Source organism: Serpentinicella alkaliphila (assembly GCF_018141405.1).
Taxonomy (GTDB): Bacteria; Bacillota; Clostridia; order Peptostreptococcales; family Natronincolaceae; genus Serpentinicella; species Serpentinicella alkaliphila.
This window is the reverse complement of sequence record NZ_CP058648.1, coordinates 505375-519916: the sequence shown is the minus strand read 5'-3', so window position 1 is coordinate 519916 and position 14542 is coordinate 505375. Positions and strand designations below refer to the sequence as shown.

Sequence of the window (14542 nt, the reverse complement as noted above, 5' to 3'; positions counted from 1 at the left end):
GGGGGAAATAGTGATGAAAATACTTCACACTGGAGATTGGCATATAGGGAAGATAGTAAATGAATTTAGTATGATAGAGGATCAGGAATTTGCTCTAGGACAGATGCTGGATATTATTAGATTAGAGAAACCAGATGCTGTAGTTATAGCCGGAGATATTTATGATAGAAGTATTCCACCTGTTGAAGCAGTAGAGTTACTTGACAAAATATTTAGTACTATATTACTTGAATTAAATACGCCGATACTAGCTATTGCAGGCAATCATGACAGCGCAGAAAGATTGTCATTTGCTAGTAGGGTTTTAACTGAAAAGGGATTACATATTGCAGGTTTATTCGACAAGAATATAAAAAAAGTAAAGTTAACTAGTGATAAGTGTACAACAAATTTCTATTTAGTCCCGTATGCAGACCCTAGGGAGATAAAATCAGTATTAGAAGATAATGAAATATTTAATCATGATGAAGCCATGAAGAAGACTATACATAAGATCAAAGAAGGACTAGATAGTAGCTGTAAAAATGTATTAGTTGCCCACGGTTATGTTGCAAATATTAAACTTGATTCTGAGGAAAGTAGCACTCTAAAAGAAGAAATAGATGTTATAGTTTCAGACTCTGAAAGACCTTTAAGTATTGGTGGGACAGATATAATAAGAGCAGAACATTTTAACTGTTTTCACTACACTGCATTAGGGCATCTACATAGCCCTCAAAAGATTGGTAGTGAAAGGATGAGGTATTCAGGTTCTTTATTGAAATACTCCTTTTCCGAAACTAAACATAAGAAAGGATTTACATTAGTTGAATTTGATGAAAATGGTGAAGTTAATGTAAGGCTAATTGAACTTAAGCCAAGGAGAGATATGAGAATAATTAGAGGGCCTTTAAATAGCTTAATTGACCCCAAAGTATATAAGGATACAAATGTAGAGGATTATATATATGCCATATTAACTGATGATACAGAGCTAATAGATCCAATATCTAAATTGAGGGCTGTATATCCTAATATTATGGGGCTTAGTAAGGATATATCATCTAGTAGAGAGGAAAGTAGGACCTCAGCTGCAAAAGGATATGAACAAAAATCAAAATTAGATATATTCAATGAGTTTTACTATTCTATACATGGTCGCCAATTGGACGAGCAAAGAATTGAATTATTAAAAAGTGTTATGGAAGAAGCTGAGAGGGGGGAGAGATAATGAAGCCATTAAAACTGACAGTGAGTGCTTTTGGTCCATATTCAAACCTTCAAACTATTGACTTTACCCAATTAAATGGAAATAATATCTTCCTTATTACAGGTCCTACTGGAGCCGGTAAAACAACTATATTTGATGCTATTAGCTATGGTCTTTTTGGAGAGGCCTCAGGCACAAGTAGAACAAAGGATAGTCTTAGAAGTGATTTTGCGTCAGATAATATTTTGACCTATGTGGAACTAGAATTTGATTTAAGAGGAAAACAATATAAGATTAAGAGAGTACCTCAACAAGAAAGAAATAAGCTTAAGGGAGAAGGGACAGTAGTTAAAAACTCCGAGGCAGAGTTATACCTTCCTAATGGTGATTTAATTACTAAGGTAAATGCAGTTGATGAGAAAATAACTGAGATACTGGGTATAAATAAAAATCAATTTAGACAAATTGTAATGCTGCCCCAGGGAGAGTTTAGAAAATTATTGGAGGCTGATAGTCAGGAAAGAGAAACGATATTTAGAAAGATTTTTGGGACTGAGGCCTTTGAAAATATACAGAGAAGGCTAGATGATCACAGAAAATCCATTAATAAGCAAATAAGTGAAAAACAAACCCAAAGGGATACATATATTAAAAATATTGAATCTGACAGTGACGCTTTAGCTCAGCTTTTGAGCTCAAAGGATCTGAATGTTTTCGAAATATTGAATAGAACGTTACAACTAATAGAAGAAGATACAACTAAAAGTGAAGAGATTGCTGCCAAAGTAAAAGAAATAGAACATGAGCAAAATCATCTTCAAAAAATGATAGCTATAGGCAACGAGATTAATAAGAAGACTAAGAACAAAGAGGATATTGAAAATTCCATTGAAGAGTATATAAAGAGGAAAGACGAATATAGAAAAAAAGAACAAAAAGTTGTTATGGCAAGAAAAGCCTTGCCTTTAATTGAATTAGAAAGCACATTTATGCTAAGACAAAATCAATATAATAATAAAAAAATAGATTTAGAAATAGCAGAAAAGACTGTTTTTGACGCGGAAATCAATTTAGACAAGGCTATAATTCAACTAAAGGAAGAAGAGGAAAAGGAATCAGATAGAAAAAAATACTCAGATACTATTGTTACTTTAAGAAATCATGAAGGAAAGGTCAGGGAATATGAGCTAAAGAGTAAAGAGATAAATGAATATAAGAAGAAATTAGAGGTTAGAGAAAATTCAATAAGTGATTTAAGAACTAATATCAACAACGAAAAAATTAAAAAAGATAGTATAGTAGAGAGTATAAAAGTAGCTCAAAGAGCGGAAGTAGATTTAGAAAAATCTAAAACAGATATGGATTCAAAGCTAAGAGATGTTCAAGAGCTCTTGGATTTGAAAAAATATACAGAGCTCTATATAAGCAAAAAAAATAAATATAATATTGAGAGTAATAGGTTTGAACAGATCGATAGTGAATACAAAGGGTGTAAAGACATCTATGAAGCCATGGAAACACACTTTATGAGAGGACAAGCAGGTCTATTAAGTAAAGATTTAATAGAAGGTGTTGAATGTCCGGTTTGTGGGTCAAAAGAACACCCTAGAAAGGCACAGATTATAGAAGGGATGCCATCAGAGACTGAACTTAAATCTATAAGAGAAGAGCTGGATAAACTAGCTTCTAAACGAGAGAAAAAATTAAGAGAATTGATGGATATAAATGGGGATCTAAAAGCTAGCAAAGAAGAACTGGAGGAGCGTAAGAAGAAGATTTCGAAACTATATAGTGAAATAATTACTTTAGATAAGGACGCAGTTGTAACATTTAGTGGTTTAAAAATAGATAAAATAAATAATGACATATTTATTTTAAAGGATCAAATAAGTACACTGCAATTTAAAGTAAATAAAAAGGATAATTTAGAGGATGCTTTGAAAAAATGTGAAATTTGTATTACAAGTCAACAAAAGGAATTGGAAGAACTCGAGGAGATATATAAAGATGAGTTTAGCAGTATAAAGGTTCTAGAAGAGGTGCTCATACGCATAGAAAAGGATATTCCATTAGAAATAAGATCAGTTGATAAACTTCTTTTATCAATTAAAGAATATGAACAATTATATGATCAGTCAAATAGTAGCTTAAAAAATGCACAACAAAATCATATAAATTCGCTAAATATATGCTCTACCTCTAAGACAAACTTTGAGTTGCAGAAGGAGTCACTAGTAGAAATGCAAGGAGAATTAGAAGTATTAAGGGAGCAATTTTATAAAAGAATCCTTGACTCAGGATTTAAGGATATTAACGAGTATGAATCTTTAAAACTAAAAGATGATGAGAGGATTGAGCTAGAGGAAGATATAGCTGAATACAATCAGAGCCTTAGATCATTAAAGGATAGATTAGAAAATTCTATTGTGGAAACCCAGGATTTAAAAGAAGTGGACATTGAAAAGCTAAAAGAAGAGTTTAATAGTTTTAATAATATTAGACATTTACTTGATATTGAATCAAAAAAACTTTTTTCAAGAATTAGTAACAATACTAAGGCTATAAATGAAATAGAAAAAATAAATATGGATATAGGAAAGGACGAGGAAAAATACGGTATTATAGCAGACCTTTCTAAAACTGCTAATGGAGATAATAATGAAAGAATAACATTTGAAAGATATGTTTTAGCTGCCTACTTTGAAGAAATTATTAATGCATCTAATATAAGATTAAGTAAGATGACAGGTGGAAGATATAGACTTAGAAGAAAAGAAGAAAAGGGTAAGGGTAGAAGACAGGAAGGCTTAGAGTTAGAAGGCTTTGACAACTATACGGGAAAAGCAAGACATGTTAAAACCCTTTCCGGCGGAGAGAGCTTTAAAGCATCCTTAGCTTTAGCCCTGGGTTTAGCTGATATAGTGCAATCATGCGCTGGTGGAATAACGCTAGATACAATGTTTATTGACGAAGGGTTTGGAACATTAGATCCTGAATCCTTAGATAATGCTATTAATTGTTTGTTAGAGTTGCAGGAAGGTGGTAGGCTAGTCGGTATTATATCTCATGTACCTGAATTAAAAGAAAGAATTGATTTGAGACTAGAGATAACACCTGCAAAGGAAGGTAGTAGAGCAACTTTTATACTTTAGGACAAAAGCAGTTTTTTTATGCTGTGATCTTAAATAATTTAATTAATAATAATACAATCGGCTTAGGATTACTCCTAAGTCTTTTTGTATATATAATAATTTGTAATTATTTATTAATCTATAGTCATAAAAATTTTTTTTAATCATATATTGAATATTGTGTTGAAAGTAGAATTAAATTTTTATGAATATAAAATATGTAGATTCAACGTGGTTCAATTGTTTTGAATATTTTAGAAGAAAAAATAGACATTGCTTTAGAAAAATGTTTTAAATAAAAAAAATTTATTCGACACTAGGTTTTTACAAATTATTCAATATTTTTTTTATATAATAATTAAATGTAGAAAAATAATTAGGCAGAGCAAGCACTTGATAGAAAACAATTACAATTACAAAATGCATAATTATACATACGTAGTTATTTTTAAAACTTTTTATTAAAGATAAATTTATTGGGTATATAATAACAATGAAACATGATTGTCTGATTATTAATAGTAATTAGTAATCGAAAATAGTTTTTATTCGACAACATCATTTGACATTCTGGTTAATGGACTTTATGTATAATACAATAATAGAAAGGGGGAATAAAAAGAATATTTAGAAATTATATAAGGTTTATTAATTAAAAAAATATAAAAAAATATAAAATATTTAATTACAGGGGGATAAAAAAATGGCAACAAACCTTAATATGTTTAATCAATCAATAGAGGCACAAAAAAATATGTTTGAAGTGTGGCAAAAAATGTTTAATCCAATTAGTGAAGAAATACTAGAGAAAAATAGTAAAGACCTAATGAACTATAATCCATTGAATTACTTTAAAGAGATTATAGAATTAGGTAATAAGTTAAATAGCAACTATATGGGTGATCCATACCAAGTATTAAAGAAAATGAATGAAAGCACAGATGCGTACTATAGTGTATTTAAAATCTGGCAGAAGCTAAAAGAAGATACATTTGAGCCAACAGCAGAAGCTATGAAGGTAGCTTTTGAAGAGTGGAGAGAGCAATATTCAGAATACATGAATAAACACTATATACCACTGTTACCAGAGCCAATGAAAAAAGTACTAGAGCAATCCATGTCAGTAATGGAATCATATAGATCAGCAACAAATAAGTTCTGGGAACCATGGATAGGAAATGAAAAAGAATTAAGTGATGCATTTTTTAGAGGACTATTAAATGATCCTTCAGCATACTTAGAATACTTAAAGCTATGGAAAGAAAACTATGATAACTCCTTTAGTAAATTCCTAAACACACCAATGATGGGAATAAACAGAGAGCTATTAGAAAAACAATTTGATAGTCTAGATAAATACATTAGATTTAATGTACATTTAAATGAATACTTAGCAAATATATATAAATTAGGTCAAGAAACAATGAAAAAGACATTAAATGATTATGCAGCAATGTATAAAGAAGGAATGCAACCAAAATCCTTTGAAGAGTTTTATAAATATTGGACTAAAGAAATAAATAATGCCTTTGATAGATTATTTTTTTCAGATGACTTTAGTAAGTTAGTAGGCCATACATTAGATGCAATGACAAGTTTTAAAATAGAAGTAGATAAGTTATGGGAAGAGTACTTAACATTTATGCCAATAGCAAAAAAATCAGAGATGGACAGTTTATATAAAACAGTATACGAAATGAAAAAAGAAATAAAAAGCCTAAGAAAAGAGTTAGATGAATTTAAAGCATTAAAAGAAGTAAATAGCGAAAAAGAAAAAAGTAAAAAGTAATTAGAAAAAAATAGATAAAAAAGACTATAACAACAAATTAAAAGAGGTGGAGAATTTTGAATCAAGCTTCTAACACAGACATCTATCTTTGAGGCAATGTCAAAGGTATTACAAAAACAACAAAAGTTAATAGATGGAATAGATGTTTTAATGAATATAGAGTATGAGGACCATGATAAGACACCGAAGGAACTAGTGTATCAAGAAGATAAAATGAAGCTATACCGCTATATTTCAACAACAAAACCTAAAACCAAAATACCAACATTAGTAGTTTACGCCCTAATGAATAGATCCTATATAATGGATATACAAAGAGACAAAAGCTTTATAAAGAAGCTGCTAGATGAAGGTCTAGACCTATATATAGTAGATTGGGGATATCCGACAGCAGAGGATAGATACATAACTATGGAGGACTATATAGAGGGATATCTAGGAAATGCAATAGACTATATAAGAAAGACACACAACCTAGATAAAATAAACATAATATCCAAATGCCAGGGTGGAACCTTCTGTACAATTTACTCAGCCCTATACCCAGAGAAAATAAAAAACCTAGTAACAATAGCAGCGCCCTTTGATTTTAGTACAGATGACGGACTACTATTTAAATGGGCAAAGGATATGAATGTAGATGGGCTTGTGGATGCATACGGAATAGTACCAGGAACATTTTTAAATTCATGTTTTGTATCCTTAAAGCCATATAGCCTACTAGTAGATAAGTATATAGGATTAATAGATGGATTAGACGATAAAAACTTCTTATCAGACTTTTTAGGTATGGAAAAATGGTTATTTGATAGTCCAGGTCAAGCAGGAGAAGCCTATAGAAAATATATGAAGGATCTATGGCAGGATAACAAATTAATAAAAGGGGAATTTACATTAGGAGGCAAAAAAGTAGACCTTAAAAATGTAACAATGCCCCTATTAAATGTAGTAGGAGATAAAGATAATTTAATTGTACCAGCTGCATCAAAACCATTAAATGATGCAGTAGGAAGTAAAGATAAAGAATTAGTAACATATCCAGTAGGTCATGCTGGAATAGTAGCAAGTTCCCGTTCACAAAAGGAGATTGCCCCGAAAGTAGCAAAATGGCTATTAGATAGAAGCAAATAATAACTAAAGCATTTTAATAAAAAATAAAAAATAACTGCTATGAAAATGGAGACTTGTTTCTCCATTTTTCTATTTTAATCAAAATTTATGAACGATATAATAGAGTTTTTATATTACTTAACCTTTAGTACAATTATATTATTAGCATATAAGCATAGTTTTACGTATGGAAAATAGCAAGTGTCTATAGAAATCATTGCTATTATAAAAACAAAATAATTACAAACAATATATAGGAAGATTTAATCTTCAAATAACTATGGTAGGGGGATTTTTATGAAAATCAATAAAAGTATAGGCTGTACAATTGATGAGTGTAAATATCATGCTAAAAATGAATCTTATTGTAGTTTAGATCATATTAATGTAGTAAAACATGAAAATAAGGCAACAAGCCAAGAAGCAACAGATTGTGGAAGTTTCGAATCTAAGAAATAAGTTAGTCCCCGCTTAAATTATTAGGCGGGGATTACTTTTACAAAAATAAAAATATGAAAATTTTATACATTTAATATACAATTAGTTAATAAACAACTTAATTTAAAGAGGTGAAGGACACTGAATAAAGTACAAATAATTCTATTAGCCATCTTCAAATTTAGATGATTTAGGACTAGGTTTTTATCTAGGATTAAAACAACGTATATATAATAGATACATTTTAATTATAGCTTTAATATCAGCAATTACTATGCTGGTGGGTTTAATATTTGGACAGAAGGTATCTAGTTATATTACTGACACAACTGCATCATATATTAGTGCCTTAATTTTTAGGCTATAAATCAGCTATAAATCAGAAGATAAGGAAGAAGAAACTACCAAAGCTACAAATTGGACTTACAAAAGTGCTATTATGCTTGGATTAGCTTTAGGGATAGATTCTATTTCCCTAGGTGTTTCTGCTGGGTTTGCACATTATCCGATTCTATTAACTAGTTTTTTTGCTGGAATAACAAGTTTTTTATTTATATGGACTGGTTCAAACTTTGCAAATCGGATTACATTTACATTAATAAAAGATAAATCTGACATAGTATCTGGGATTCTACTTATTACACTTGGTATTTGGCAAATAATTTAACACTCAAAATTATTAATAAAAATATATAAAAAGTAAACAAAGTCTGAAATAGAAAATTAAATTTATATATAAGTAACATTGGATACAGATTAAAATGTTCTCTAAATGATATTATTATTACAAAATAGCAAGGAGGAAATCAAATGGAGCACATTATAAAAAATGTAGAACTTTCAAAAGTTCTAAATATGGAGTCATTAGTTGAATATCAAAAGGGACAGGTAATTAGCAGAACCTTAGCCCAGGGGCAAAATTTAAGTTTAACTTTATTTGCCTTTGACAAAGGGGAAGAAATTAGCTCTCATTCATCTAGAGGAGATGCAATGGTTTATCTACTGGATGGGGAAGCAGATATAACCATAGGTGATGAAGTTTTTAATGTAAAGAAGGGTGAAACCATTGTTATGCCAGCTGGTATACCCCATGCATTATTAGCAACGGAACAATTCAAAATGCTTCTTGTGGTTGTGTTTAAACCATAAAATTGTAAATAAAATCTATATTAAAGTAGTAGCCTTACATTTTGTAGGGCTATTTTCCATTCAAACTATTTAAAATAAAAAATAATGTTGACAATTAGCTTGACAATTGATAATATTTGCTTTATGAAAATTAGTATCAATATAATTGTTAATTTCTAAATTTTGATAAACCACTGATCTGATCCCCACACCCCGTATTAACCAGTGGAATAAAAGGTATAGGTCCTAAGACTTATGCCATTTTATTTTTTTTGAATTAAAAAAATTATATTGACAAACAAAATAACACATGATAACCTTTAACTAATGATAATGATAACTATTATCAAAAGTGAGTTGTCATATATCAATGAAAACAGAATTTGTAGTTGCAATAACAATAAATTAATGGAGGTACATAAAATGAAAAAAGTTGTGGTTATTTATTGGAGTGGAACAGGAAATACAGAAATGATGGCTAAATCAATTGTTGAAGGGGCACAAGAGGGCGGTAATGAAGTTAAACTTTTAAGTGTCGATCAAGCTACTTTAGAGGATGTAAATAAGGCAGATTATGTTGCACTAGGTTGTCCTTCTATGGGGGCTGAGGTGTTAGAAGAGGTAGAAATGGAACCTTTCGTAGAGTCATTACAAAGTGTTATTACAGGAAAATCTGTTGCACTATTTGGGTCTTACGATTGGGGTAATGGTGAATGGATGAAGGATTGGGAAAAAAGAATGGAAGATTACGGTGCTAGCTTAGTTGCTGAAGGGTTAATTTTACATTTAACTCCTGATGACGAAGGTTTAAAACAATGTAAAGAATTAGGGGCAAAGTTAGTTAAATAGTAATATGTAAATAAAGCTAAAAGTAAATCACTTCACTTTTAGCTTTATTATTTAGACTAATTACTTATTCTGCACAAATATCTTCAAGTCTTTCGGAAGAATGAATCTCAATAGTCTTTTTAGTAAAAGAGAGCATACCTTTTAGTTGCATATTTTTAAGCTCTCTTGATAAGGTAGGTCTTGAAACATTAATATGCTCCGCTAAAGTTTTCTTTGTGAATTTTAATTGAATCGTATTACTATTTTGCTTTTTCTGTTCTAATAATAAAAAATAAGATATTTTTGCAGGAACAGAATTTAAAGAAAGTATTTCAATTGTACTATTGAGAGCCAGGATTCTATTTGAAACAGATTCTAAAAATTTAGTCATAATGCGTTCATCCATAGTAAATAATTTTAGAAGATTACTTTTTTCTATTAATAAAATATTACTATTTTCAGTTGAAACAACTGTAGAAGGATAGCAGTCTATGTTTGCAAATATAGACGCCTCTGCAATTAGATCCTGTTGATACCTTCTACTTACAGTAACGGCTTTTCCTGAAGCGAATATTTTTTGAACATCAACGCTTCCAGTTAAAATTATTCCTAAAGTATCGGAGGACCTGTTAGGAGAAAAAACCATTTCATTTTTTTTATATGATTTAACAGTATAGCTAATATTAGACAAAAAAGATTTTAGCTCTTCAAATGATAGGTGGTTAAATAATATACAGTTAGTAAGTACATTTATATTTTCATTCATATATACCTCTCCATTTAAAAATTATATAAAAAGTGTATCGTGAGATACATTTTTAATTGATAGTTAATAGTATAATTTATTATAGCATATTGAAAATGATAATCATAGTCACAAAAATACTGTTATCAATGTAACTAAAAATGGAGGTATTGAATTGCATAGCTTAGGAATTGATATCGGATATTCTTCCATAAAATTCTTACTAATAGATGAAAAGATGGAAGTACAGTATAGTACCTATGTTTTACATAAAGGTAGAGTTAAGGAAGAAATAGATAAAAATATAAAACAATTAACTAGTAAATACGGAAATAGCATAAGATATGGAGCTGCAACAGGTCAGGGCAGTAAATATATATCAGAAAAATATGGACTGTCATGGATAAACGAAGTTACTTCTTTGGTAGAGGGTAGTAAACAAGTTAATTGTGATATAGGTTCTATTGTAGAGATTGGTGGTCAAAGCTCAAAGTTTCTAACTAATATAAGTGATTCGGACAATTCAAATATATTAATATCTATTAATTCTAATTGTTCTGCAGGTACAGGTTCGTTTATAGAGGAACAGGTATCTAGATTAGGAGTTAATTTAGAGAGTTACTCAAATCTTACTCAAAATGCAACCTTCATACCCCGTATAGCTGGAAGATGTAGTGTATTTGCTAAAACAGATATTATACATCATCAGCAAGAGGGGGTAGACTCAAAGGATATTTTATTAGGTTTAGCATATGCGCTTGTTAAAAACTACAGAGCTAATGTTGTAAAGAAATATCCAATACGAACACCTCTATTACTTACTGGAGGAGTTATATATAATGAATCGATTGTAAAGGCTTTAATCGATGTATTAAAACTAAATAATGAGGATGTAATAATACCTAAGGATTGTGGCAATATTTCAGCTCTTGGGGCAGCAATTATAGGACTAAAGGATAATCTATCCATTGATCTAACTAGTTTTGTTAATCTAAGTTTAGAAAACGAAAGGTTACTAGCATCCTTTGATAATACAGTTATTTTATCCTCTTTATCCCAGTATGGAAGCAATGATAGTAGCAACAAACACAACTGTAAAGCAATAGGCTCCGAAGGGGCTGTTAGTGGATATATAGGTATTGATATCGGTTCAACAAGTACAAATGTTGTATTTATGGATGAAAATAATGATGTTATTAGTTTTAAATATTTAAGAACCCGGGGTAATCCAATAAAGGTAGTAACCCAAGGCCTACAGGAAATACAAAATGATCTTGGAAAAAAAATAAATGTACTAGGGGTAGGAACTACTGGCTCTGGTAGGTATATGATAGGTAAGTTTGTAGGTGCAGATGTAATCATAGATGAAATAACTGCACAAGCAAAGGCCGCAAATTTTATCGACCCTGAAGTAGATACGATAATAGAAATCGGTGGTCAGGACTCAAAATTTATAAAATTAGAGAATGGTGTTGTTTCAGATTTTGAGATGAATAAAATTTGTGCAGCAGGGACTGGATCATTTATAGAAGAGCAGGCATTAAAATTAAATATTCCTATAAATGATTTTGGGGATTTAGCAATGAAGTCCAAAAGCCCTATAGATTTAGGGGATAGATGTACAGTTTTTATAGAAACAAATATAGCAGCAAGTTTGAGTAACGAAGCAAAATTAGAAGATATAGCCGCCGGATTAGCTTATTCAATTGCAAAGAATTATCTTAATAAAGTAGTTGGAAACAAAGTAGTTGGAAATAAAATATTGTTCCAAGGTGGAGTGGCATACAATCAGGCAGTAATAAATGCTTTTAAGGCCATATTAGGCGAAAAATTAGAAATACCTAAGTTTTTTAGCGTAACAGGAGCATATGGCGCAGCAATTTTAGCAAAGGAAGATATGAAAGGCCAGTCTTCATTTAGAGGCTTTAATTTAGATGAAAATGTAGTATATGAAAAAGAACGTAAGCATGAAATTGTAAAAGAAGCTAAAAGAACAGAAATATTTGAAGAGATTGAAAGACTCTATTTAGCAGGATATGACCGTAAGTTAGATCCTTCTAAAAAGACAGTTGGGATACCAAGAGTGCTTTTCCTACACAAACTATTTCCGCTATTTAATACTTATTTTAAAGAGCTAGGTTTTAATGTCATATTATCTGATAACAGTAGTGAGAAAACTGTAGAGCTAAGTCAAGAGTATTCAATGGATGAAACTTGCTATCCAATTAAACTTATAAATGGCCATATAGCTGAATTAATTGAAAAGAAAGTAGATTACATTTTTTTACCAAGCTTATACACTATGTCCCATTCAGTTTCAACAACTAGACAAGATTATGGATGTGTTTATATGCAATGTGTTCCAAAGCTTATAGATATAACCATGGACCTTGATAGAAAAGGAATAAAATTATTATCACCAGAGCTTTCCTTTAAGTTTGGCAAGAAATATTTGATGAAGACCTTAATGGAGTTAGGGAAACAGTTAGGTAAGAATCCAATTCGAACAGGCTCAGCCTTAACGAAAGGAATGAAAAGCCTAAGACGCTTTGAATTAAAGGTTGAAAAACAAGGGGAAGAAGTTGTTAGTAGCTTAGGGAAGGATGAAAAAGTCTTTGTGATAGTGACTAGGGGTTATGGCATAGTAGATCCAATATTGAATATGGGTATACCTGAAAAGCTAGAAAAGTTAGGTTATAAAGTGTTAACACTATCTAATTTGCCAGCTCATGATCATGATACATCTAAGGAACATCCTAATATGTATTGGCCCTTCGGGCAGCATATTTTATCTGGAGCTCAAATAATTAAGCAGCATCCTAATCTATATCCAATTTATATAACAAATCATGGTTGTGGACCTGATACTGCCTTAGTTCATTATTTTAAGGAAGAAATGAGTGGAAAGCCTTACTTAAATATTGAAGTAGATGAGCATTTTTCAAGTGTAGGAGTATTGACAAGAGTAGAGGCCTTTGTAAATAGCATTAAATCCGATAAGGTTGAAGTGGCTAATGATTTAACTTTAAAAGATTACTCAAATAAGGTTACTCACAAACCAACTTATATAAAAAATAACTTGGATGAAGTAGATAAGAACACTATACTATATTTGCCATTTTTATATCCTTACTCTGAGCTATTAGCAGCTTCGCTTCAAGGAAAAGCCTATGATGTACATGTACTTCCTATGACTTCAGGTAAAACACTTGATGTAGGACGTAAAAATACATTAACTAAAGAGTACCTATCCTTTACTAGCATTTTAGGGGATATTTTGTCCAAAGGTCTAGAGAGTAATGAGCAAAACCAGAATATTGGTTTTATAATACCTACCTGTGAGGGCGCGGAAATAGGTGGACAATACAATAGATTATTACGAGATAAGTTAGATAATGGAAATATGCAGAATGCAGAAATAGTAGCTCCTTTCATTGAGGATGTAATAAAAGATAGGCAATTGTCTGAACAGATATTTCTATTACTTCTGGGGGGAGATTTAGTAAATCTCTTACGAAGAAATAGAAGAGAAGAGTACGTAAATAAAATTATTTGTTTAATTAAAAATAATAAATTATCTATTGATAGTTTGCAGGATATAGCCATGGAAATTAGTAAAGAGCTAAAAAGTAATGCACATACAAGTAAGCTATTTGTTATAGGAGAAGCAAGTATTATTTTTAACGATTTCTTAAATAACAATAGATTTAAAGCCTTAGAGGAAAAGGGTATAAACCTTTTATTTGCACCTCTTAGCGAGTATATGTGGTTTTTATGGAGAGATTACTTAGCACATAACAAGACTCAAAAAGCGGATGAACTACTGAACAATTTAACAACGCTTTCTAATTATATGAAAGTAATATCTAATATAGTCGAGCCTATAAACATATTTGAAAAGGATATGAATGACCTTGTTAGAAGAGCTGATGAGGGATTAGGCTTATATACTGGAGGAAATGGTAGATATAGATATGCAAAAACTTTAGGTAATTTAGATTTTGTAAACGGAGTTATTTCTGTTTCTTCGATGTATGAAAATACAAACACTATCTTGAATATATTTACTCAAGATCAGAAAAGGTTATCAAAGCTACCGATATTAAATATGACCTTTGATGGAAATGAAAATGAAATAGATAACTCAAAAATAGATTCATTTATATACTATGCAATGAAGTGAA

General features: G+C 30.5%; 10 protein-coding genes. 9 read left to right on the top strand and 1 reads right to left on the bottom strand.

Annotated features, from left to right (window positions below; genetic code table 11):
• The first annotated feature begins 13 nt into the window (after positions 1–13).
• From HZR23_RS02670 to HZR23_RS02635, 8 genes are all read left to right on the top strand, one after another.
• On the top strand, positions 14–1210 hold the full coding sequence (locus HZR23_RS02670) for an exonuclease SbcCD subunit D (protein ID WP_132848037.1): 1197 nt from the start codon (positions 14–16) through the stop codon (positions 1208–1210).
• Entirely contained in the window at positions 1210–4341 is a 3132-nt protein-coding gene (locus HZR23_RS02665; protein ID WP_132848038.1) for an AAA family ATPase, read from the top strand. The genes HZR23_RS02670 and HZR23_RS02665 overlap by 1 nt, the downstream gene beginning before the upstream one ends.
• 682 nt (positions 4342–5023) lie before the next feature.
• Complete coding sequence (locus HZR23_RS02660) at positions 5024–6109, top strand: poly(R)-hydroxyalkanoic acid synthase subunit PhaE (protein WP_213050314.1); 1086 nt, start codon at positions 5024–5026, stop codon at positions 6107–6109.
• Between the two features lie 60 nt (positions 6110–6169).
• Positions 6170–7240, top strand: coding sequence for a class III poly(R)-hydroxyalkanoic acid synthase subunit PhaC (gene phaC / locus HZR23_RS02655; RefSeq protein ID WP_330615943.1), 1071 nt, complete (start codon positions 6170–6172; stop codon positions 7238–7240).
• 276 nt (positions 7241–7516) lie between these two features.
• On the top strand, positions 7517–7678 hold the full coding sequence (locus tag HZR23_RS02650; RefSeq protein WP_132849303.1) for a DUF1540 domain-containing protein: 162 nt from the start codon (positions 7517–7519) through the stop codon (positions 7676–7678).
• 346 nt (positions 7679–8024) lie between these two features.
• The gene (locus tag HZR23_RS02645; RefSeq protein WP_132849304.1) at positions 8025–8324 is read left to right on the top strand and encodes a manganese efflux pump MntP; all 300 of its coding nucleotides are present in this window, start codon (positions 8025–8027) and stop codon (positions 8322–8324) included.
• Positions 8325–8467: 143 nt separating this feature from the next.
• On the top strand, positions 8468–8806 hold the full coding sequence (locus tag HZR23_RS02640) for a cupin domain-containing protein (RefSeq protein ID WP_132849305.1): 339 nt from the start codon (positions 8468–8470) through the stop codon (positions 8804–8806).
• Positions 8807–9208: 402 nt separating this feature from the next.
• Positions 9209–9634, top strand: a complete 426-nt coding sequence (locus tag HZR23_RS02635) for a flavodoxin (protein ID WP_132849306.1) — start codon at positions 9209–9211, stop codon at positions 9632–9634.
• 64 nt (positions 9635–9698) lie between these two features.
• Here HZR23_RS02635 and HZR23_RS02630 read toward each other — a convergent pair whose 3' ends face one another.
• Positions 9699–10379, bottom strand: coding sequence for a Crp/Fnr family transcriptional regulator (locus HZR23_RS02630; RefSeq protein ID WP_132849307.1), 681 nt, complete (start codon positions 10377–10379; stop codon positions 9699–9701).
• Between the two features lie 154 nt (positions 10380–10533).
• Between HZR23_RS02630 and HZR23_RS02625 the strand changes: the two genes are divergently transcribed.
• On the top strand, positions 10534–14541 hold the full coding sequence (locus HZR23_RS02625) for an acyl-CoA dehydratase activase (protein ID WP_132849308.1): 4008 nt from the start codon (positions 10534–10536) through the stop codon (positions 14539–14541).
• Position 14542 lies beyond the last annotated feature (1 nt).